The sequence below is a fragment of the Sulfitobacter aestuariivivens genome, from assembly GCF_014763045.1.
In the GTDB taxonomy this organism is placed as follows: Bacteria; Pseudomonadota; Alphaproteobacteria; order Rhodobacterales; family Rhodobacteraceae; genus Sulfitobacter; species Sulfitobacter aestuariivivens.
This window is the reverse complement of the sequence record NZ_JACTAG010000002.1, coordinates 453294-473452: the sequence shown is the minus strand read 5'-3', so window position 1 is coordinate 473452 and position 20159 is coordinate 453294. Positions and strand designations below refer to the sequence as shown.

The following is a 20159-nucleotide window of genomic DNA, read 5'->3' as shown; positions in this document are numbered from 1 at the left end:
CCATGCCTGACACCCAGCATCCATCCGAACCCGGCGCGCCGCTGATCCTGCAGCTGGCGGCACGTGTGGCGGAAGCGCGCAAGGCACGCAAACTGTCGCGACGCGTGCTGTCAGAATTGTCCGGGGTGTCCCCACGGTATCTGGCGCAGCTTGAGGCGGGGGAGGGGAACATCTCCATCCTATTGCTGGCCCGTGTGGCCAACGCTCTTGATCTGCCGGTCGAGGCCCTGCTGGCGGATCGGGGACCCCTTTCTGCCGATACTTTGAGAGTGGCCAGCCTTTATGAGGCAACTTCGGATGCGACGCGGGCGCGGGTCCGTGGATTGCTGGCGCCTGAGAATCCCGCGCTATTGAGGGCCGGACGCATCTGCCTGATCGGTCTGCGCGGGGCGGGCAAATCAACGCTGGGAAAGCTGGCAGGCGAGGCACTGGGCGTGCCGTTTGTAGAATTGGGTGACGTCATAGAAGCGCAGGCAGACATGCCGCTGGCAGAGGTGATGGCACTATACGGGCTTGACGGATACCGCCGGATGGAGGCCGATGCGCTGGCACAGGTCAGCGCCGAACACGACCGGGTCATTCTTGCCGTGGCGGGAGGGATCGTCGCCGAGACGGACACCTACGCGCGTCTGCTTGCGGAATTTCATACGGTCTGGATCAGAACCAGTCCGCCTGAGCACATGCAGCGGGTGCGCGCGCAGGGTGATGTACGCCCGATGCAGGGCCAGCCTGCAGCGATGTCCCAGCTCAATGCGCTGCTGGAAGAGCGCAGGCCGCTTTATGCCCGCGCCGAGGCAAAGATCGACACGTCGAACCGTTCGAAAAGCTCGTCACTGAAAGACCTGCTAAACATCATCGCTGTTCGTGGTTTTCTGGATGCGCGCTAACGCGGCTGCACGGTCAGTGCAGCAGGTGTTCTGGCGCCGCGCCGAAGAGCTGCTGTTGCATCATACCAACCCGTGGGAGCTGGACGCGGCCCTGACTGACAAGGGGTTCGCGATGGGCCCATGCGAGGCGCAGGACCTGCTCGGGCTCGACAAGGTATTGGCTGCTGCGGGGGCCCCCGCCCTGCCTATCTTACCGCGCATGGTGGCCGAAGGCCGCATTGGCAAGGCGGGAAGCGTCGGGTTTTATCGCTATCCCGGCGGCGGCGGGGCGGTAATTGATCCACTGATCGAAGACCTGATCCTTGAAGAGGCGCGCTTTGCGAAGGTCGACCGCGAACCCCTTTCCGATGAAGAGTTGGTGCAGCGCATGATCACGGCACTGCGGACGCATCTGCGCGAGATCGGCCTGAACGACAGGCAGGGGTTGGCCTTGCTGCAAAGGGCCGTCCACTTTCCCGCACAGCTGAAAGAAGCCCTGACAGGTTAGGCTCGGGTGGGCCGTCTCAGAAACCTGATACGAAAAAGGGCCGCGTCTGGCGCGGCCCTTTTCTTTTTCTTTGACCGGCGCTTTAGGCCGCCCAGGCAATCCGCACCGGGTGAATTTCAAACCCGATGTGGTGACCCGCACCCAACAGGTCTTCTTTCGTGAAGTTGTAAAGCGACCGCCAGTAAGGCTGGATGGTCACACCTTCATCAGCGATCATGGCTTGGCCTCGGGCCATGATTTCGCGGCGCTTTTCAACATCGGCTGTTGCCAACGCGTCAGCCAGCAGCGCGTCGAACTCGGGGTTGGCCCAGCCAAACTCGTTCCAGGCTTCGCCGCTGCGATAGGCCAGCGCCCAGATCTGGACGCCCAACGGCCGCGCATTCCAGTTTGTAGAGCTGAACGGATACTTCGCCCAGTCGTTCCAGAATGTGGATCCGGGCAGGATGGTCCGCTTGACCGGGATGCCCGCATCACGCAGCTGTGCTGCCACAGCGTCGGTAGTGTCTTTGCGCCAGGCGTCGTCGATGGACATCAGCTCGTGCTCGAAGTCCGCCATACCGGCCTCTTCCATCAGAGCTTTTGCTTTGGCAGGATCGTAAGGCAGACGTGGCACGTCGGCATATTCGGGGTGCATCGGGCCAACATGGTAGTTGTTGGCGGTGATGCCACGACCGGCATAGCCAAGTTCAAGCAGCACTTCGTTGTCAACGGCCATCACGAGGGCCTGACGCACGCGCTTGTCTTCGTAGATCTTCTTGCCATCCTGTTCTGCGAGCTGGTTGGGACGGATCACGATGGTCGCCGCTGTGGCGATCGTGTGCTCTGTCCAGCCGCCAAGTGAATTCATGATGTCAATGTATTCGCCTTCGACGGAATAGAAGCCATCGACTTCTTCGGCTTCGGCGGCTGAAACCCATGCGGAGGGGTCCGTGCCGTAGTCGACGAATTCCAGACGGTCGAGATAGGGTCCGCCGAACACGTCAGTGCCCCACCATGTGTGATCAGGGTTCTTGACCAGAACACCTTTGACGCCGACCTCGAGAGATTCAGGAAGGTATGGGCCTGTGCCGACAGGGTTGGACATCATGTCGTCCGCATTGTGCGAGGCATGGGTGATGGCAGCCGGATAGTCCGCCATACCCGCGACAAGCGTGATGTCGGATGCAGGCAGGTTCAGCTTGACCGTGTGCGTGTCGACAACTTCGATTGCGCCTTCGATGGCCTGGTTTGTATCGGGGTCGATGAGCGTGGCAAAACGGCCCGCCATGGAGTTACCCTCAAGGTCCTTGTCACACCAGCCAGCGATATTGCGCGCAACATCTTCGGCAGTGAAATCGTCGCCGTTGTTCCACTTGACGCCCTGACGGACTTTCAATGTGTAAACGGTGGCGTCGTCGTTGATTTCCCAGCTTTCCAGCAGGGACGGTGTGAACGTGCCGTCGTTTTCCCAGATGGCGAGATATTCAAGCCAGCCGCGGGAATAGTTGGCGATCTGCGACCAGTCATAGGTGCGCGGATCTTTCAGTGCGCGGACTTCCTGCTGGATGCGCGCGGTGCCGCCTTCCTTTTTGGCGGCGTGACCGTCGGCATAGGCCGGGGGCGTCATGCCGATCATCGCATAGGCTGTGGCGGTCGTTGCGCCGAACGCGCTGGCAATCGCCAGGAATTCACGGCGACTTACCGGATCTTTCTTGGCAGCCTCGGCGCTGTCCAGAACGGACTGCGGCAACGGCTTGCCGGTGCGTGTGTAAAAACTCATGTTCTTCCTCTCTGTTTTCGTCATCAACGCAGATGCGCTGTCACGGGTCGATGCCGCCATTCAAACGGTCATCAGGTGATGCAGTTACCCTGCTATTTGCGTCGTCCCCTTGCGGGTGCGCGTAGAGTGTCAGGGATGACGGTCCTTGCGTCAAGCCCGCTACCTGCGGCCTTTCGGGACAAATCCGCCCGATTGGGCAGATATGTCCAGATTGTGATTGATCGTGCATCCCGCATATGGCCAGATCGGTCAAGGCCGGGGGTCCGGACATGCACCATCAGCGGCATTCGACCCGTGCTGTATGTCGCTTTGGGACAAGCCAGCCTGCTCAATATCAACATGGACAGCTGAGTGCATCTGTCAGTGTCACAGTCTGCCGCTGCGCTAAAATTTTTCGAAGGCACGCCGATTTCGTGGAGAATTGGGTCTGCTATTGATCGAATCTAGCTCTTTTGCCGCTCAGGCGGCGCGAGCGATGCGGATTTTACGAGGTTTGTGGCAGGGCAAACGGCAGGCTCAGGACCGCGATGAATAAGGTGATCGTGAGGAAGATCAGGAGGCGGCGTTCGAACTTTAGGTCATCGCTGCGCCACCAGTGGCGCCATTCGCGCAGGCTGTCCCCGACGCCGGGAATAGGCCTGCCTGTGCGTTGGGCAATCCGCTTGCGGTGCGCGAAGAGCGTGCGAAACATCATCCCGGCCCAGGCGATGAAAAGCGGGGTCATCAGCCCGAGGAGCAACGCGCGACCTGTTTCCATCGGTGCCTCCGACTAACCTTGCAGTGCCTCCCACATTTCCAGATCGCGCTTGTCGGTCCAGATGCGGGGATGAAGGATGCCGCGCGCCTCGTCATAGGCCCGCGACACATTGAAGGGCAGGCAGTGTTCGTAGATGGCATAGTCCTTGAATTTTGGATCGCAGCTTGCGCGCACTGCGTCCCATGCCTCCTTTAGGGTGCCGCCGCGCGCCGCAATCTTTGCGGCCGGCGCGTAAGTGCTGTCGACGAAATCACGTGTGCTGTCGATGGCGCGGGCGACCGCGTCCTTGCCCACCAGGGCGTCGCCGCGACCGGGCGCGATGGCGTCCACGTCGTAGGCCATGATATTGTCGAGCGTGCCGCCCCAATCGCCAAAGTACCCATCGCCGCAATAGCAGGCTGAGTGGTCCTCGACGATGTCGCCGGTGAACATGACGTTTTCGTCCGCCACATGAATAACCGCATCACCCGCAGTATGGGCGCGCCCGATGTGTTTGATGTCAACCCGGCGGTTCCCCAGATAGACCGTCATGCTGTCGCTGAACGTGGTTGTGGGCCAGGTGAGGCCGGGGATGCTTTCATGGCCTTCAAACAGACGTGGGAAGCGCTGAAATTCGCTGTCCCAGTCTTCTTGCCCGCGTTCGGCTACCATGCCGCGTGCGACGTCCGACATGATGATCTGATCGGCGTCATAGGCCGAAGCGCCCAGCACCCGCACGGCGTGATAGTGGGTCAGGACCAGATGGGTGATGGGTTTGTCGGTGATGGAACGGACCTTGTCGATCACCATGTTTGCCAGCCGCGGCGTGGCCTGGGCTTCGACAATCATGACGCTGTCATCGCCGATGATGACGCCCGAGTTGGGATCCCCTTCGGCTGTAAAGGCCCAGAGATCGCGGCCGATTTCATCGAAGGTGATTTTCTTTTCAGAGAGGTCGCCTTGCGATGCGAATGCCTTGGCCATGGTTCTGTCCTCTTGACGGCGGTGCCCTTGGGCACGTGTTGGTTTCAGGTATTTGAAAAAGGGTGAAATTCAGGGGTAGGGAATCGCCGCCAGGATTTTTCCTGCACAGGCGCCAAAACCGATTTTGAAACCATACCCTTGCGCATGGCCGGTCAGGATCATTGTGTCGCCGTCCTCAAGGAAGCTGCGTTCGGATCCGTCCTGCAGGGTCAGGGGTTCCTTGCCCCCCCAGCTGAGTTCCAGCAAGCTTCCGCGCTGGTCTTTTTCCGGGCCAGAGATGGTGCCGGAGCCCAGAAGGTCGCCCGCGTTCATGGCGCAGCCGGAAGAGGCGTGGTGCGTGAGTTGTTGTGCGGCAGAGTAGTACATTTCGTTGTAGTTGGTGCGCGCGATGACCTCTTGTGCGCCGCCTTCGGGTTCGATGATGACTGCCAGGTCGATGTCATAGAGCATCGGGCCCGGTTCCTTCAGGTAGGGCAACAGATCCTTTTCGCGCTCTGGTGTGGAGGTGCGGAAGGGCTCCAACGCGGCGCGGGTCACGATCCAGGGGCTGATGGATGTGGCAAAGGCCTTGGCCTGGAACGGGCCCAGCGGCTGGTATTCCCAGGCTTGAATGTCGCGGGCCGACCAGTCGTTCAGCAGGACATAGCCAAAGATCATCTCATCCGCTTCGGCCACGGTGACGGGCTGCCCCATCTCCGTCGAGGTGCCGACGATGGCCCCCATTTCCAGTTCGATATCGAGCCGCTTGCAGGGGCCAAATCCGGGTTTTTCAGCGTCCGGCGCCTTGAGCTGGCCGTTGGGGCGGTGGATGTCGGTGCCTGAGACGACCACCGTCGAGGCGCGACCGTTGTAGCCGATCGGGATGTGCAGCCAGTTCGGGGGCAGGGCATTCTCTGCACCACGGAACATGGTGCCGACGTTGGTGGCATGGTGTTTGCCTGCGTAAAAGTCAGTGTATTCGGAGACGACCATCGGCATGTGCAGCCGCGCGTCCCCCATCGGGACAAGATGCGGGGCGACGGTTGCCTGATCGGGGGCATCGGTGCTGAGCAGTTCGATCAGCCGGGCGCGCAGGGCCTCCCAGGTGTCGGGGCCCAGGTCCATCACGTCGTTCCAATAGGGGACGTCGAATACCGGTTCATCCCAGAGGGTGACAAGTTCTGCTTCCTCAAGTGCTGCCATATCGAGGATCATATCGCCGATGGCGACCCCGCAGCGCGGCTCCAGGCTGTTGGTGGAAAAGACGCCGTAGGGCAGGTTGTTGAGCGGAAAGTCAGTGTCGGGGGAATTTGCGCTTTCCACCCAGGAGGTCATCAGTGTCATGTGTTTTTCCTATCGGTGCGGCGGAGCAAACCCCGCCCTACGGTTGGTGTGTAGGGCGGGGTTGACCCCGCCACCATCGATTATTTCTTTCCCGGTGTCCCGTCGAATTTCTTTTCGATATCCGACCAGCAGTCGATGTAGTCGTCCTGCAGAGGGGCCTGCTTGGCGGCAAATTCGGTCAGGTGCTGCGGAAAGCGGGTTTCGAACATGAAGGACATGGTGTTGTCCAGCTTTTCGGCCTTGAGATCGGCATTGGATGCCCCTTCAAAGGCGTTCTTGTCCGGTCCGTGCGGCAGCATCATATTGTGCAGCGACATGCCGCCGGGCACGAACCCCTTGGGCTTGGCGTCATACTGGCCGTAGATATTGCCCATCAGTTCGGACATCACGTTCTTGTGGTACCACGGCGGGCGGAAGGTATCTTCGGCCACCATCCAGCGTTCGCGGAACAGCACGAAGTCGATGTTGGCAGTGCCCTCGACGCCCGATGCTGCCGTCAGCACGGTAAAGATCGATGGGTCAGGGTGGTCAAAGAGGATCGCCCCCACGGGGCAGTAGGTCCGCAGGTCGTATTTCACCGGCGCATAGTTGCCATGCCAGGCGACCACATCCAGTGGGCTGTGGCCAATCTTGGTCTCATGGAATTGCCCGCACCACTTGATGGTGACGGTTGACGGCACTTCCCTGTCTTCGAACGCAGCGACGGGTGTTTTGAAGTCGCGCCGGTTGGCCATGCAGTTCGCGCCGATGGGCCCGCGCCCCGGCAATTCGAATTTCTGACCGTAGTTTTCGCAAACAAAGCCACGTGCCGGACCTTCGAGAACTTCAACACGGTACAGCAGACCGCGTGGCAGGATGGCGATTTCCTTGGGCTCCAGATCGATCACGCCCAATTCGGTGCAAAACCGCAGGCGACCTTCCTGGGGCACAACCAGCAGTTCTGAATCAGCTGAGTAGAAATAGCTGTCCACCATGCTGTCGGTCACCAGATAAATATGGCTTGCCATGCCGACCTGGGTGTTCACGTCTCCGGCTGTGGTCATCGTCCGCATGCCGGTCAGCCACGTCAGCTTTTCCGGCGTATGCGGCAGCGGATCCCAGCGGTACTGGCCCAACGAAGTTACATCCTGCGGGATGTGCGGCGCGGATTTCCAGTAAGGCAGCTCAATCTTTTCATAGCGGTGCGAATGCTTGACGGACGGGCGGATGCGGTAGCACCACGTGCGTTCGTTCTGGTGGCTGGGGGCGGTGAAGGCCGTGCCGCTGAGCTGTTCGCCATAAAGGCCGTAGTTGCATTTTTGCGGGCTGTTCATGCCCTGCGGCAGGGCACCCGGCAGGGCCTCGGTTTCAAAGTCATTGCCAAAGCCGGGCATGTAACCTTCGTGTGTGCCCATGGGTGTGGCGGCGGACTTCATAGTGGTTGGATTGGTCTGACGGTTCATCGCATCCTCTTTGCTGGCCCCGAAGGCCCTTGCAGAATCTGTTGCGTTTGTAATAGTTGGATTTGTAACTAACAAGGGCAGCAGCATGCAATCGACAGAATTCGAGCTTGAAAAATTCATTCCTTACCTGTTGAACCAGGCGGCTGAGACCAGTTCGCTTGCCTTTGAAAAAGTTTACAAGGGCCGCTATGGCATGTTGCGCACCGAATGGCGGGTTCTGTTCCATCTGGGCCTTTACGGGCGCATGACCGCCAGTGAAATCGGCACGCGGGCCAAGATGCACAAGACCAAGATCAGCCGCGCGGTGCACCGCCTGACGGAAAGGCGCATGGTAACCCGCGCGCGGGACACCGATGACCGTCGAATGGAGCACCTGACGCTGACCGCCAAGGGTCGAGCCGCTTACGAAGATCTGAGCGGCATCGCGGCACGCTATGAAGTCAGTTTGCTGAATGGGCTGAGCCGCGATGAGGTAGCTGTTTTGCGAACGGCTTTGGTGAAGTTGGCTGAGTCCAAACCAATTTCCTTTACTTGAGCAACGCATTAGGTCAACAATTCTGACATGACTGACCAAGCCAAGGGGCTGTGGATCACGCTGATTGCCGTGCTTGCCGTAGTGCCCGACAGCCTTTTCGTGCGCCTGATTGATGCCGCCCCGCTGACCATCGCTTTTTGGCGTGTCTCGCTTGTGGGGATTTGCATCGGGACTTTCCTGTTGGCGCGGCAAGGGACGGCGCCATTTCGCGCATTTGCTGCAACAGGGCTGCCGGGGCTGATTTATGTGATCGGGCTGGGCGGCAGCGGCGTTCTGTTCGTGATCGCCGTGGCACTGACGTCAGTGGCGAATGTGGTGTTCATCATCGCCTCACTGCCGGTTTTCGCGATGATCCTCAGCCGCATCTTCCTGAGCGAGACGATCACCCCACGCATGTATCTGACCATTGCCGCCGTGCTGCCGGGGTTGGCGATCATCGCCTATGGGTCGGGCGAGACGGAAAATGCGTCACTTGCCGGGGACTTGCTGGCGCTTGCGGTGTCCGCATCTTTTGCCGCTGCCCTGACTGCCGCGCGCGCCGTGCGAGGCACGTCAATGGTGCCGGGCGTCGCCATTGGTTATGTGCTGGGGGGGCTTGCGATCCTGCCCTGGGCAGCACCCATGTCGATACCCGACAGCCAGTGGGTTCTGGTGGCGATGCACGTGGGATTTATCGTTGTCAGTTCCGTGCTGCTGGCCATCGGGCCGCGCTATATCACCAGTGCAGAGGTCGGGTTGTTGGTTTTATTGGAGTCGGTGCTTGCACCGATCCTTGCATGGATCGTGGTGGGAGAGGACCCGGGGTCATATGCATTGGTCGGAGGGGCCGTTGTTGTGGGTGCGCTTGCGGTTTCGAACCTTGTTGCGTTGCGACGCCGGAGACCGCGCGCGGCTCGGCAAGGTCCGTCCTGAGCCCTGAATGACCGATGTTGCACCACGCACCGGGTGGCCTGCTGCCGGTTTTGTGGACGCCGAGATAAGGCGTTTATGAAGCCGGAGAATCCATAAGACGAGAAGGATGTTCAGCCGCGAGTTTAAGCAGGAAGCGGTGGAATTGGTGACGAAGCGCGGCGTAAGTACGGCGCAGGCTTAAAGGGATCTGGGCGACCTGCCGTAAGGTCTGCATTGAGGGACGTCTGGTTCGAGCCCAAAGCCCCAATTCATTCGTCCTCATGGCAGAGAAGGTGGCATGATTTTAGAAGTCGCGAGTGATTAGTTGGTAACGCCTAGAGTTTCCCAGTTCTTGTCCGCCTTTGCGATTTTCTCGTCGGTGTCCTTTTCCATATAGGCAATCGCGCCATGGGATCCTCCCATGAAGAGTTTTCCGTCGACGATCATCCAGGCTTCTGGGTCGACAACGGTCTTGCGCCCGAGAGACATGCCTCCCGCGCAGAAACCACCATATCGGGGCGCATACTTGTCCGGGTTGTCTGCAAACATTGCGCGATGTTCCGGTGACGCAAATTGCCAATTCGCGCCCTGCCATTCCAGGTTGATGTCTGGACTGCCCTCCACGGGTTTTGATTGCGTGAAGTAGGCCACCGGGTCATATCCCGAAAGCGCAAGATTGCTGCTGTCAGTGCTGATCAGTTCTTCGGCAAGAACCGGAAAGCCAGCAGTCATTGATGCCAGTGCAATTGCTATCGCGCGGCGTCTTGTCAGAGTCATAGTCACTTTGCGTGCCTCTCAGTAATGATGGGTCGACTTTGTGGCCAACCCGACTAAAATTCGATAGCCCAAGACGTAATAAAGGCTGAAGACCCACTTAGACTGAGCCAAGTCTACTGTCTGATACCAACGAGGCAAGTAAGTTTGTCAAATCCTAAGACCCCCGCGGAAGGTCCGGCAGGACTTTCCAACCGCCGACTGGCTGCGGTTCTGCATGCCGATGTCGTTGGCTTCAGTCGCCTCATGGCAACTGATGAGGTCAGGACACACGCACGACTTATTGAGTGGCGCGACCTGATCAACCGACATCTGGTCGAATACCGGGGGCGGATCGTAGGGACAGCAGGAGACGCAATTCTTGCCGTTTTCGACAGCGTGGTAGATGCGCTCTCAGCAGCTGTGGCTATTCAGGACGCTCTTGCCGAGAAAAATAAGACGGTACCCCTGGCCGAGCAGTTGCGCTTCAGGATCGGTCTCAATCTGGGTGACATAATCGTCGATGGTGACGATATTTTCGGAAACGGTGTCAATGTCGCCGCTCGGGTGGAGGCCCTTGCAGATCCGGGCGGAATCGCCGTGACCTCTGCCGTGCGTGACCAGATCGGAAACAAGCTCGAACTCCACTTCGAGGACAAAGGGACCCATCAGGTCAAGAATATTGACGCACCGCTTCATGTCTATGCGGTGCAGAAATCAACGGGTGGTATCGCACCGGCGAAACCGCGCAAACGCCGGGCACGTGGCATTGTCGCATTGCTCACACTGGTTGCTTTCACAACAGCTCTGGTGGGTTGGTGGGTTTTCAACAGCAGCACAGTTGGGACGACCCAAGCCACACAGACGTCAGCGCCAATCGGCACCACGGTGCCCGTCAAATCCGCTCGTCCGACCATTGCTGTGTTGCCCTTCGAAAACAGAGGCGGCCAAGGTGATCAATCCTACTTTAGCGATGGTGTCACCGAAGACGTAATCGCTTCACTAGGCCGTTTCTCCGGGTTGCTTGTGCTATCGTGGAGCGCCGTTGAGCCTTTGAAGAACCCTGTCGGGTCCGCGCTTGAGCGCGCGACCGAGCTCGGAGCGACCTATGTCGTCAGTGGCTCTGTTCAACGATCAGAAGATATGATCCGCTTAAGTGTTCAACTGACCGAAGCCAGTACAGGTGTTCTAATCTGGTCGGATCGCTACGATGAAGACATCCTCGACCTCTTCGAGGTACAGGATAGATTGACGCGCCAAATTGTTGCGGCCTTGGCGGTCCGTGTGACGCAAGCCGAGGAAGCGCGCGTCGCGGTGGCGCCCACGAACAGCCTTACCGCGTACGATCTTGTGCTGCGCGGACGCGATTTCATGCGCGAGATCAGTCTTAAAGCCAACGATGATGCAAGGGACCATTTTGAGCGCGCCATCGAAATGGATAAGAGCTACGCGGTGGCATTTGCCGAACTAGGCTACACCTATTTGAATGACCTGAAATTTGGCTGGACCCAGTGGCCGCAGGGCGCTTGGGATGCGGCCAGAGACAATGCGGATCAGGCAATCAACCTTGATCCGTTTAATTCTCGTGCCTACTCTCTGAAAGCTGCGGTCCTCAAATACTCGGGTCAGTTATCCGAAGCGGAACGGCTCATTGACAAGTCTCTTTCGCTTAACCCGAACAATGCGCAAAGCCATGCGGAGCGCTGCAGCATCCTTATGTTTTCCGGAAAATCGGAAGAGGCGCTGACGTCAGCTGAGATGGCGATGGCAATCGATCCATACCCGCGTTCTGACGAAATCAACTGTCCGATGTTCTCATACTATGTAACGGGTCAATTCCAGAAGGTTATTGAACTGGCCAAACGGTTTCCCCTTGTTTCGAATGAAGAGGCGACCAGCCTGTTTGTGCGGGCGGCAGCCCACGCCATGCTAGATCAAGACGCAGAAGCTGCAGAACTGGTGGCAGAGGGCTATTCACGCTATCCGTTTTTCGACGCCAACAACTTTGCCCAGATCTTTTCGTCAGAAGACCAGCGCCGCATCCTTCTGGAGGGAATGCGAAAGGCTGGGCTGAATTGAAGTTTGTCTAGCGCATGTGGGTCAGCCGGAGAGTCATCTTGATTGCATGACGTTGGGCGGCTGTTTTGCCTGCGCGGCAGACACCATGCCTTGCGTCAGAAATCCGCCGTTACGCCCGGAAGGTTCAGTGCCTTGACCAGATCCCGCAGTTCTTGCCTTGCGGCAACGTTCGAGATGTTTAGCTGTTTGACGCCGATGTCCTTGAGGTCGAGCAGCGTCAGACCACGTGGGAAAAGCTCGCGGAAGATCACCCGTTCGTTGAAACCCGGCGCCACGCGGAACCCGATGCGTTTGGACAGCAGGTCGATGACCCGCTCCATCTTTTCCTTGTTGACCATGCGTTGCGCGCCCAGACGGTTGCGCACCACGATCCAGTCGATAGGGGCAAGACCCGCCTGCGCGCGTAACTGGCGGGCGTTCCAGACCATTTCGGAATAGACTGACGGGCCGGTGATCCTTTCGCCGTTTGGGTCGGTGTGAGCCAAGAGATCAAAGTCGACAAAGCTGTCATTGAGCGGCGTCACCAGCGTATCGGCCAGCGAATGCGCGACCTGGCTGAGGCGCGTGTGTGAGCCGGGGCAGTCGATGAGGATAAAGTCATTGCCGGTTTCCATGCCCGCGACAGCAGCACTCAACCGGTGATCATAGACGTTCTCGCCCGGCCGCAGCGATCCGGGCTCAACCTCGGGCAATTCGGTCAGGGACGGGCAGGCAAGCTCAAGCCCGGATTCAGCGATGAACGCCTTGCGGTTGTCGATATAGCGCCCGAATGTGCGCTGTCGCAGGTCCAGATCCAGGCCGCTGACCTTGTGCCCCATACGCACCAGCGCGGTCGCCAGATGCATCGACACGGTCGACTTGCCCGCGCCGCCTTTTTCGTTCCCGACGACGATAATGTGCGCCATGTGCCTTCGTCCCTCTGCCCGCCCGCATTTGCGCAGGATATTGTTGCGGGCACTATATGTGGGGTTTGGCGCTTTGGGAAGGGCGTGTGGCGCTGCGGAAGGGGGGAAAGACCGGAATGACGGGTTGCTTTGTCAGCTGTCGCTGTAATCACGGATGACAAAGTGTTTTGTCGTTGTCTCGATCACGTTCCAGAACCCTTTGAAACCGTTCGGGATCAGGAAGGCATCGCCGGCGCGAAAGTCCTGGATGTCGCCTGTAGCAGAGATCAGCTGGCAATGGCCCGAAACGATGTAGCAGAACTCGTCCCGGTCGGTAAACGCATGCCATTTGCCAGGCGTGCTGGTCCAAGTGCCCGCCAGCACGCCATTGTCAAAATGCACGGTTGTTTCATGATGCGGGTCCCCGTCCACCACGCGGTCCGGCAGGTTTGCCAAACGGCGTTCGGATTTGGTGCCTGAATGGGTGGCAAAGTTGATTACTGAATGGGTCATCAGAGGATTTCATCCTTGAGGTAGTAGTACGGATACATCATCCGCTGTCCTAATCGCCTGAAAGGGGTCAGAATGCCATGGCTTGGCAAGGCAGAAGTGAAGATCGGCAGATCGGGGATTTTTTGCCCCGCGACAAGTTGTGCCAGCCTTTTGCCCGCCTGCGCGGAATACATCACGCCATTGCCACCGTAGCCCATCGCATAATAGACAGCGCGATCCGGATCGGGCTGGAATACACGTGGCATCATGTCGTGACTGACATCGACCCATCCCCACCATGAATAATCAAGATCGACATCCGCCAGCGCAGGAAACTTGCGGTGCAACCCCTTGAGCAGGAGCGCAAGGTGCTTGGGATTTTCCGCATCCCTGCCGGTGATCGCGCTGCGGCTGCCGATCTGTACCCGGTTGTCGGGCAGAAAGCGGTAGTAGTGACGCAGCGTGCGCGTGTCGGTCAGTGGTGATTTGGTCTGAAACCCGCATTCTGCCAGTTCCTCGTCGGTCAGCGGACGCGTCACGATAGAGTTGGACAGGATCGGCATCAGCCGGTGCTTGGTGCGGTAGTTCAGGCCGGTGGGTGTGTATCCGGCAGTGGCAAGCGCCACGGCCCTTGCGCGCACGGTGCCGCCCGGAGTTGTCAGATGGTGTACGCCGTCCTTGTAAGTCCATCCCATCACCGGGCTGGCTGTATGTATCGTTGCACCCAGCTTACGGGCTAGCCGCACGTAGCTGAACGCCAGCTTTGCTGCGTGGATGGAGGTTCCATCCGGTTCCCACATGGCGCCCTGGCATTCCATGTCGCGCGCGCAGTGCTCATGCACTTCTTCGCGGTTCATCATCTTGGCGCCATAGCCAAAGGTGTCATTGAGAAGCGCACATTCCTTTTCGAGGCTGGGCATAACCTTGGCGCGGTGCGCAAGATAGTAGTGCCCGCCGGTCTGCGGCTCGCAATCGATGTCTTCGGATCCGATCAGTTCGTTAAACATCTCGAAGGCTTCGCACACCTCGGCGTGCATCTGTTTGGCAACGTCCACGCCCCAACGCGCAATCCACTGCGACCGCTTAAGCCGCCCGGACGAGATTTGCGCCTGCCCGCCGTTGCGGGTTGAACACCCCCAGGCGACGGTATTGGCCTCAAGCACGGTGGCTTTGATGCCGTGTTCCTTGGCAAGATGAATGGCGGTCGAAAGCCCCGTATAGCCCGACCCGATGACGACAACATCCACATCCATATCCCGCGAAACGGGGCCATCATCCTCGGGCGGTGTTCCGGCCGTACCGATCCAATAGGTTGGCGCGTGATCCCGGTTGTGGCCGGGACCCGCATCCACCAGCGGGTCGTATTTGGGGTCATAGCTGGCGCGAGGCCAGTGACGGGGGCGCAATGTATCAGGCATGACCTTGGTCCTTTGCTGAATGATCGGGTTACGCTTTGAAGGGCGGGCGCGCTTTGCGCAGGGCTTGCTTCACGACGATCTTGCCGTCGCGCAGGGTGAAAAGGTCGGCCCCTTGTGCCTCGACGCGCATGCCTTGGGCATCCGTGCCAGAAAATGTCCATTCAGACACCGCGCGGTCGCCATGTACAAAATGGCTGTGGTGATCCCAATGGGCGTCGCTCATGCCGGCCCAAACTGCGCTGAAGGCATCCGCGATGGCCGCAGCCCCTTCAATTTTGGCGCCAAAAGCTTCAGGGCCACCAACGGTATAGAAAACGCAGTCATCGGCGAAGTGGGTCATCACACCCGCGACGTCGTGCCGGTTGAAGGCGTCGAAAGTATCGGACAAATCCTGTGCAGTGAGGGTCTTGGACATGGGTTATTTTCCATTCGGTTCGAGGGCGTTGCCCGGTCGCGTCATCAGCGATTTGCGGGGCATTTCGGAGGCACTGGTAGAGGGCGCGCCTTTCCGTTGAGTCTTGCTTCAAAGGGGTGCGCGCGCGATCTTTACTGCTTTTTCATGGCTGACGAATAGGGCCAGAAATTGGGCTGATCTAATGCCAGATTGATCCGCTTTCAGCGCAGCTTCAGTCACTGTCCGTGCGGACATCACAGCGATGTCATTGGTATCGTTATCAGGGTCGGTTGTCACATGGCTATGGTGCTGGCCTGGCTGCCTGCAGGGCTTCGCAGGTGCCTTGCGGACCCGTGTGAGTTTGACCCAAGTCAAGGACACCGCCGGTCAGGGCAGTATACTGCCGCACATACCAATTTTTCAAAAAGGGGAGGGCGGATATGGATGTCGCTACCAGCGCCGAGCGGGAAAAAGACGAGCGGACCAATGCCATCGTTGGATTCGAACAGGGGGAATACCCCTACGAGACAAAACTTGATCGCGGGACCTACGAAGATGAGAAAGCCGCGCTTCAGGTTGAGTTGCTAAAAGTTCAGCACTGGGTGCAGGAAACCGGGCAGAAACACGTCCTGCTGTTTGAGGGCCGCGATGCGGCGGGCAAGGGCGGCACGATCAAGCGATTCACCGAACATCTTAACCCCCGGGCTGCACGTGTCGTGGCGCTTAACAAGCCGACAGATGAAGAGCGCGGGCAGTGGTTTTTCCAGCGTTACGTCAAACACCTGCCCACAGCCGGCGAGATCGTGCTTTATGACCGGTCCTGGTACAACCGCGCGGGTGTAGAGCGGGTGATGGATTTCTGCGCGCCGAACGAATACCTCGAATTCATGCGCCAGACGCCGGAATTTGAGCGAATGCTTGTTCGCTCAGGGATCCGGCTGTTCAAATACTGGTTCTCGGTGACGCAGGAAGAACAAAAGCGTCGCTTTGCCAGCCGTGAGACCGACCCGCTCAAGCGTTGGAAGCTGTCGCCTATTGACCGCGCGAGCCTTGATAAATGGGACGACTACACCGAAGCCAAGGAGGCGATGTTCTTTTATACGGATACCGCCGACGCGCCGTGGACGGTGATCCGGTCGAACGACAAAAAAAGGGCGCGGTTGACCTGCATGCGGCACTACCTGTCGCAGCTTGACTATCCTGACAAGAATCTGGATGTCGCCGCGCCGCCGGACCCCCTGATCCTGCATCAGGCCGAGGCCGTGATCCACAATTCCGCGCATGTGCTGGCATCATCGCTGCACCCGCGCAGCCGTAAATCCTGAACCATCGAAAGAAAATAACATGTCTCACGTACCCCATGAACTGACCGAAGAATTTCCCGAATTGACAGATCAAATGGCAGACCTGCGCCTCAACGACGCGCATTTTGCCAACCTGGCCGACCGGTATCATGTTCTCAACCGCGCGATTCACCGTGCAGAAACAGATTTGGAGCCCACAAGCGACGACCACATGACCGAAATGCGCAAAGAACGCATGGCGCTCAAGGATGAGATCTATGGCTATGTGAAAGCGCACGCGGCCTGAACCCGCCCCCACCGCATTCTGTTCCAGCCGCATTGGCGATTGGCACGGGATCGCTGACCGGGACGTCACACGTGGGTCCGGGCACATCGGTGCCGTTGTCGTCTGTTCAAAGGTGGATGCGGGGTCGCGTAGCGTGGGTTGAGTTGCCCGCGCCCAGCCGCCGTGGCAGGGCGCGGGGCCTTTTGGAAAAGGCCGCTGCTGTCAGGCCGCGTTTTCGTCAACTGCTTTCAGCAGGGGGTTCTCCTGCGGCGGGTTTGCGTCGATCGGCCCGGCGTAGCCGTCCAGCACATGACGGGCCACATCGGGGCGGTAATAGTGCCCGGCCGGATCGGCAAAAACCTTGGCCCCTTCGATCATGCCCAGATCGATATCGGCAATGGCAAGCCCGTCGGTATGTTCATCAATCGGATCGGTCAGCCGGTAGCCATCGGGACCAAAGACCATGGCAGAGCCACCACCAGCCTGCACCATGGCACGCAGGTCGTCGTTGCCCATCGTGATTGCATCAAGGCTTTCCTCGGTGATGATGGAATTCGCGGCCAACACGAAACAGCTGCCTTGCAGGGCATAGCTTTTGCTTTCGGCCATGTTCGCTTCGGCAGAAAGCGCATAGGCTTGGCGCACGTCCTTGAACATCCCGAATGACGGCCAGCACGCAACGTGGATCTGTTCGCCAAGCTGGTACATGCCCTGCCGGTTGATGGGCTGGATGTTTTCCCAACAGCACAGACCGCCAACCTTGCCCATCGGAGTGTCGACAACGGTGATGTCAGTCACCGGCCCCTCGCCCCAGACGGTACGTTCCATATGCGTGGGGCGCAGCTTGCGGCGGGTCATCACCACTTCGCCCCGGTCATCAATTAGCGCCTGACTGCAATAGATGCTGCCACGGTCTCGCTCAGCAAATCCTAGCATGACCCAGGTTCCCGCGCTGGCCGCAGCGTCGCTGATGGCCTTCATCTCGGGCCCGTCCTTGGTGATGGCGTTCATGCGGTGTTTCATCACCACTTCCATCGCGGCCATGGGGGGTTGCAGCCAGATTGAAAACGGGTATCCCGGCAGCCACACTTCGCCAAAAGCGATCAGCTTGACGTCTTTGCGTCCCGCTTCCTCAATCAGGGCAATGGTCTTGTCCAGCGTGCCCTGGGCATCCATCCAGACAGGTGCGGCTTGTACGGCGGCTACTTTGATCATGTGTCTCTCTCCATCAGATTTCGCAGATGAAAGAGAGGCTAGCGATGTCGCTAAGGCTGCGGCAGTCCCCGAACGGGTACCCCTGGTCAGTCCAGTCCGGCCCGCCAGGCCGCGCTCATCGCGGTGCGGTTCGAGGTGCCAAAGTGCTGGTTGAGCGCCTTGAGGTGCTTGCGCACGGCGGCTTCGCCCGTCCCCAGATTATGCGCAATTTCGCGGTTGCCCAGCCCTTCGGCAGCCAGCGCGGCGACATCATTGGCGCGCGGGCTTAGCGCGCCGTGTCGTTTGGGCAGGTCCATAAGCCGGGTCGAGGTGCGCGTGGCATGGGGAGACATGTTGAACAGGCCCTCAATCTCCAACCGGGCGGCATTCGACTCTGTCAGGGCGCCAAGGTACAGCACACCGGCCAGATCATCCGCGCGGTAGAGTGGCAGAATGGCAAAGCCTGTCAGGCCGAACCGCCCCGACACGCGTTTGTAAAGCTGTGAGCGGGTCCAGCGCGGACCAAGGCAGGTCAGGGTAGAACAGGGCAATCCCGTCTCGCGTAGATGTGCCAGCACCGGATCAATTGCCATGCCGGTGTTTTCGTAAGCGGCGCTGAACGGGTCGGGCATGCCGAGAATAACACCTTCGCGGGCGTTGTGTTGTTCATCAAACAGGTAAAGACCAACCGCATCCATTTCAGACGACCGCAGCGCGGTCTCAGCCACTGCGGCAAGGTCTTGCATGCGTTGGGTATTCGGGTGCGGCATGCGTGGAGTATCTATCCTGCGCGCCGAAAAGCAAGGATTGCTAGACCTGGCCATCGTCCTTGGCATGGGCCTGCCACATATCCGGGCGCCTCTTGCGGGTCAGTTGTTGGGCTTGCGCGCGGCGCCACTTGGCGATTTCCGCGTGATTGCCCGACATCAGGACGGGCGGAATTTCGTGGCCTTGCCAGTTGGCGGGGCGGGTATATTGGGGATGTTCAAGCAAGCCCTCTGAATGGCTTTCCTCTACCGCGCTGTCGGCGTTGCCCAGCACGCCCGGCAACAGGCGCACGGTGGCGTCAATCATCGCTTGTGCCGCCAGTTCGCCGCCGGTCATGACAAAATCGCCCAGCGATACTTCGGTGATGCCGTAATGGTCGATCACCCGTTCATCGACACCCTCAAAGCGACCACAGAGCATGGTGACACCTGTACAATCCGCCAGATCGCGGGCCATCGCCTGATCAAAGCGGCGGCCCCTCGGCGACATGTAGAGGATCGGCCAGCGGCCATGGGCACTTGACTGTGCGGCCTCGATTGCGGGGCCGACCACGTCAGCGCGCATTACCATACCTGCCCCGCCGCCCGCAGGCGTGTCATCGACGTTACGGTGCTTGCCGATCCCGAAGCTGCGTAGATCATGCGTGTGCAATTGCCAGGTGCCGTCGTGCAGCGCCTTGCCTGTGAGGCTGGCGCCCAAGACACCGGGGAAAAGTTCGGGGAAGAGCGTGATGACGCGCGCTTGCCAGACATCCGCGTAGTCAGGCGTGGCTTGCATCAATTCGCGTGGCTTCAGGCTGGGCGTGACCTTTTGCCGACCGTGAGACCGGGCGGGCATCAGGGGTCCTCCGGCAGTATGCCTAGCGGAGGGTCGGCCACGATGCGGCCTGCCGTCAGATCGACCGTGGGCACGGCGGCCTTTGTGAAGGGCAGAAAAACAGTGGCAGACGTACCTGCCAATTGCACTTCAAGAAGGTCATCTGCACCGTGGTTCTGCACGGTTTTGACACGCCCCAGCAGCGCGCCGCCGGTATCGTAAACCTCAAGCCCGATAAGATCGGCGTGGTAGAATTCATCGTCCGGCAAGGACGGGAGTTGATCGCGCTGGGCAAAGAGCACTGTGCCTTTCAGCGCATCCGCCTCTTCCTTGGTCGCAACGCTGGTGATCCGCGCGGCAAAACCGTTCTTGATCGGGCGCAGAATGGCCAGCGTATAGCTGTCTGTGCCGTCTTCGGAGGAAAGCGGTGAATAGGTCTCAATATCTTCGGGGCGCGCGCAATAGCTTTTGACGCGCAATTCGCCTCGCACGCCATATGCGCCGGCAATGGCCCCGACAGGAATTCGTTCGCTCACATCAGATCCTCCGGCAGTCGGCAGGGGCGGCGGGCGATGTCACCCGCACACAGCGCCATGGTTCCGATAGCCCCACGGGAGGGGGCTATCGAGAAGGTCTCAAAGCGGGTCGACAGGACGCATGTGCCCACCGGATCGCTGCAAGAGTGGCGCAGGTCGCGCCCGGCACGGACGTTTTCGCCGAATGTCTCAATGCCGGGTGCCAGCTGCAT

General features: G+C 59.3%; 22 protein-coding genes. 7 read left to right on the top strand and 15 right to left on the bottom strand.

All coding sequences use genetic code 11. From position 1 onward, the window contains the following. Positions 1-2 precede the first annotated feature (2 nt). Both H9Q16_RS12160 and H9Q16_RS12155 read left to right on the top strand, forming a co-directional pair. Positions 3-887: a helix-turn-helix transcriptional regulator gene (locus H9Q16_RS12160; RefSeq protein ID WP_191075700.1), complete on the top strand. Its 885-nt coding sequence runs from the start codon at positions 3-5 to the stop codon at positions 885-887. Continuing rightward, complete coding sequence (locus H9Q16_RS12155) at positions 877-1374, top strand: 3-hydroxyacyl-CoA dehydrogenase family protein (protein ID WP_191075699.1); 498 nt, start codon at positions 877-879, stop codon at positions 1372-1374. Before H9Q16_RS12160 ends, H9Q16_RS12155 begins: the two co-directional genes overlap by 11 nt. 82 nt (positions 1375-1456) lie before the next feature. Here the strand turns inward: H9Q16_RS12155 and H9Q16_RS12150 are convergent, their stop codons facing one another. From H9Q16_RS12150 to hmgA, 5 genes are all read right to left on the bottom strand, one after another. Further along, on the bottom strand, positions 1457-3133 hold the full coding sequence (locus H9Q16_RS12150; RefSeq protein WP_191075698.1) for an ABC transporter substrate-binding protein: 1677 nt from the start codon (positions 3131-3133) through the stop codon (positions 1457-1459). Positions 3134-3617: 484 nt separating this feature from the next. Then, positions 3618-3857: a hypothetical protein gene (locus H9Q16_RS12145; protein WP_216859414.1), complete on the bottom strand. Its 240-nt coding sequence runs from the start codon at positions 3855-3857 to the stop codon at positions 3618-3620. A 45-nt stretch (positions 3858-3902) separates the two neighbouring features. Next, positions 3903-4853: an MBL fold metallo-hydrolase gene (locus tag H9Q16_RS12140; RefSeq protein ID WP_191075696.1), complete on the bottom strand. Its 951-nt coding sequence runs from the start codon at positions 4851-4853 to the stop codon at positions 3903-3905. Positions 4854-4922: 69 nt separating this feature from the next. Further along, the gene (fahA, locus tag H9Q16_RS12135; RefSeq protein WP_191075695.1) at positions 4923-6176 is read right to left on the bottom strand and encodes a fumarylacetoacetase; all 1254 of its coding nucleotides are present in this window, start codon (positions 6174-6176) and stop codon (positions 4923-4925) included. A gap of 80 nt (positions 6177-6256) precedes the next feature. Then, on the bottom strand, positions 6257-7618 hold the full coding sequence (gene hmgA / locus H9Q16_RS12130; RefSeq protein ID WP_191075694.1) for a homogentisate 1,2-dioxygenase: 1362 nt from the start codon (positions 7616-7618) through the stop codon (positions 6257-6259). Between the two features lie 85 nt (positions 7619-7703). Between hmgA and H9Q16_RS12125 the strand changes: the two genes are divergently transcribed. Beyond that, positions 7704-8153: a MarR family winged helix-turn-helix transcriptional regulator gene (locus tag H9Q16_RS12125; protein WP_191075693.1), complete on the top strand. Its 450-nt coding sequence runs from the start codon at positions 7704-7706 to the stop codon at positions 8151-8153. Positions 8154-8180: 27 nt separating this feature from the next. Further along, a complete protein-coding gene (locus H9Q16_RS12120; RefSeq protein ID WP_191075692.1) occupies positions 8181-9065 on the top strand; it encodes a DMT family transporter in 885 nt (294 codons plus the stop codon). Positions 9066-9365: 300 nt separating this feature from the next. On the opposite strand, the gene H9Q16_RS12115 is transcribed toward H9Q16_RS12120, so the two are convergent. Further along, positions 9366-9776: a YHS domain-containing (seleno)protein gene (locus H9Q16_RS12115; protein ID WP_216859413.1), complete on the bottom strand. Its 411-nt coding sequence runs from the start codon at positions 9774-9776 to the stop codon at positions 9366-9368. Between the two features lie 189 nt (positions 9777-9965). Here H9Q16_RS12115 and H9Q16_RS12110 point away from each other — a divergent pair, with 189 nt between their 5' ends. Then, on the top strand, positions 9966-11876 hold the full coding sequence (locus tag H9Q16_RS12110; RefSeq protein WP_281403131.1) for an adenylate/guanylate cyclase domain-containing protein: 1911 nt from the start codon (positions 9966-9968) through the stop codon (positions 11874-11876). Positions 11877-11971: 95 nt separating this feature from the next. Here H9Q16_RS12110 and H9Q16_RS12105 read toward each other — a convergent pair whose 3' ends face one another. The 4 genes from H9Q16_RS12105 to H9Q16_RS12090 all read right to left on the bottom strand — a co-directional run bounded on the left by H9Q16_RS12105 (position 11972) and on the right by H9Q16_RS12090 (position 15085). Then, entirely contained in the window at positions 11972-12781 is an 810-nt protein-coding gene (locus H9Q16_RS12105) for a division plane positioning ATPase MipZ (protein WP_191075689.1), read from the bottom strand. A 132-nt stretch (positions 12782-12913) separates the two neighbouring features. Then, positions 12914-13273, bottom strand: a complete 360-nt coding sequence (locus H9Q16_RS12100; protein ID WP_191075688.1) for a cupin domain-containing protein — start codon at positions 13271-13273, stop codon at positions 12914-12916. After that, positions 13273-14670, bottom strand: a complete 1398-nt coding sequence (locus tag H9Q16_RS12095; RefSeq protein ID WP_191075687.1) for an NAD(P)/FAD-dependent oxidoreductase — start codon at positions 14668-14670, stop codon at positions 13273-13275. The genes H9Q16_RS12100 and H9Q16_RS12095 overlap by 1 nt, the downstream gene beginning before the upstream one ends. A 28-nt stretch (positions 14671-14698) precedes the next feature. Beyond that, positions 14699-15085 carry a nuclear transport factor 2 family protein gene (locus H9Q16_RS12090; protein ID WP_191075686.1) on the bottom strand — a complete coding sequence of 129 codons (387 nt, stop codon included), beginning with the start codon at positions 15083-15085 and terminating at the stop codon, positions 14699-14701. Between the two features lie 419 nt (positions 15086-15504). Between H9Q16_RS12090 and ppk2 the strand changes: the two genes are divergently transcribed. Both ppk2 and H9Q16_RS12080 read left to right on the top strand, forming a co-directional pair. Continuing rightward, positions 15505-16389 (top strand): polyphosphate kinase 2, encoded by an 885-nt coding sequence (ppk2, locus tag H9Q16_RS12085; protein ID WP_191075685.1) that lies wholly within the window; start codon positions 15505-15507, stop codon positions 16387-16389. 19 nt (positions 16390-16408) lie between these two features. Beyond that, positions 16409-16654, top strand: a complete 246-nt coding sequence (locus H9Q16_RS12080; protein ID WP_191075684.1) for an HP1242/YdcH family protein — start codon at positions 16409-16411, stop codon at positions 16652-16654. Positions 16655-16855: 201 nt separating this feature from the next. Here H9Q16_RS12080 and H9Q16_RS12075 read toward each other — a convergent pair whose 3' ends face one another. The 5 genes from H9Q16_RS12075 to H9Q16_RS12055 form a co-directional block, all read right to left on the bottom strand. Beyond that, positions 16856-17848: a carbon-nitrogen hydrolase family protein gene (locus H9Q16_RS12075; RefSeq protein ID WP_191075683.1), complete on the bottom strand. Its 993-nt coding sequence runs from the start codon at positions 17846-17848 to the stop codon at positions 16856-16858. Between the two features lie 86 nt (positions 17849-17934). Continuing rightward, positions 17935-18597, bottom strand: coding sequence for a response regulator transcription factor (locus tag H9Q16_RS12070; protein WP_216859412.1), 663 nt, complete (start codon positions 18595-18597; stop codon positions 17935-17937). 40 nt (positions 18598-18637) lie between these two features. Next, a complete protein-coding gene (trmD, locus tag H9Q16_RS12065; RefSeq protein WP_191075682.1) occupies positions 18638-19432 on the bottom strand; it encodes a tRNA (guanosine(37)-N1)-methyltransferase TrmD in 795 nt (264 codons plus the stop codon). Further along, on the bottom strand, positions 19432-19947 hold the full coding sequence (rimM, locus tag H9Q16_RS12060; RefSeq protein WP_191075681.1) for a ribosome maturation factor RimM: 516 nt from the start codon (positions 19945-19947) through the stop codon (positions 19432-19434). The genes trmD and rimM overlap by 1 nt, the downstream gene beginning before the upstream one ends. Further along, positions 19944-20159, bottom strand: coding sequence for a hypothetical protein (locus tag H9Q16_RS12055; RefSeq protein ID WP_191075680.1), 216 nt, complete (start codon positions 20157-20159; stop codon positions 19944-19946). The genes rimM and H9Q16_RS12055 overlap by 4 nt, the downstream gene beginning before the upstream one ends.

Bases quoted from the DNA above. Each gene is read 5' to 3' on its own strand.
- H9Q16_RS12145 (WP_216859414.1), bottom strand. From the start codon at position 3,857: ATGACCCCGCTTTTCATCGCCTGGGCCGGGATGATGTTTCGCACGCTC.
- H9Q16_RS12125 (WP_191075693.1), top strand. From the start codon at position 7,704: ATGCAATCGACAGAATTCGAGCTTGAAAAATTCATTCCTTACCTGTTG.
- H9Q16_RS12100 (WP_191075688.1), bottom strand. From the start codon at position 13,273: ATGACCCATTCAGTAATCAACTTTGCCACCCATTCAGGCACCAAATCC.
- H9Q16_RS12115 (WP_216859413.1), bottom strand. From the start codon at position 9,776: ATGACTGCTGGCTTTCCGGTTCTTGCCGAAGAACTGATCAGCACTGAC.
- H9Q16_RS12120 (WP_191075692.1), top strand. From the start codon at position 8,181: ATGACTGACCAAGCCAAGGGGCTGTGGATCACGCTGATTGCCGTGCTT.
- H9Q16_RS12150 (WP_191075698.1), bottom strand. From the start codon at position 3,133: ATGAGTTTTTACACACGCACCGGCAAGCCGTTGCCGCAGTCCGTTCTG.
- ppk2 (WP_191075685.1), top strand. From the start codon at position 15,505: ATGGATGTCGCTACCAGCGCCGAGCGGGAAAAAGACGAGCGGACCAAT.
- H9Q16_RS12140 (WP_191075696.1), bottom strand. From the start codon at position 4,853: ATGGCCAAGGCATTCGCATCGCAAGGCGACCTCTCTGAAAAGAAAATC.
- hmgA (WP_191075694.1), bottom strand. From the start codon at position 7,618: ATGAACCGTCAGACCAATCCAACCACTATGAAGTCCGCCGCCACACCC.
- H9Q16_RS12080 (WP_191075684.1), top strand. From the start codon at position 16,409: ATGTCTCACGTACCCCATGAACTGACCGAAGAATTTCCCGAATTGACA.
- H9Q16_RS12095 (WP_191075687.1), bottom strand. From the start codon at position 14,670: ATGCCTGATACATTGCGCCCCCGTCACTGGCCTCGCGCCAGCTATGAC.
- H9Q16_RS12075 (WP_191075683.1), bottom strand. From the start codon at position 17,848: ATGATCAAAGTAGCCGCCGTACAAGCCGCACCTGTCTGGATGGATGCC.
- fahA (WP_191075695.1), bottom strand. From the start codon at position 6,176: ATGACACTGATGACCTCCTGGGTGGAAAGCGCAAATTCCCCCGACACT.
- H9Q16_RS12070 (WP_216859412.1), bottom strand. From the start codon at position 18,597: ATGCCGCACCCGAATACCCAACGCATGCAAGACCTTGCCGCAGTGGCT.
- trmD (WP_191075682.1), bottom strand. From the start codon at position 19,432: ATGCCCGCCCGGTCTCACGGTCGGCAAAAGGTCACGCCCAGCCTGAAG.
- H9Q16_RS12105 (WP_191075689.1), bottom strand. From the start codon at position 12,781: ATGGCGCACATTATCGTCGTCGGGAACGAAAAAGGCGGCGCGGGCAAG.
- H9Q16_RS12160 (WP_191075700.1), top strand. From the start codon at position 3: ATGCCTGACACCCAGCATCCATCCGAACCCGGCGCGCCGCTGATCCTG.
- H9Q16_RS12155 (WP_191075699.1), top strand. From the start codon at position 877: ATGCGCGCTAACGCGGCTGCACGGTCAGTGCAGCAGGTGTTCTGGCGC.
- H9Q16_RS12090 (WP_191075686.1), bottom strand. From the start codon at position 15,085: ATGTCCAAGACCCTCACTGCACAGGATTTGTCCGATACTTTCGACGCC.
- H9Q16_RS12055 (WP_191075680.1), bottom strand. From the start codon at position 20,159: ATGCAGCTGGCACCCGGCATTGAGACATTCGGCGAAAACGTCCGTGCC.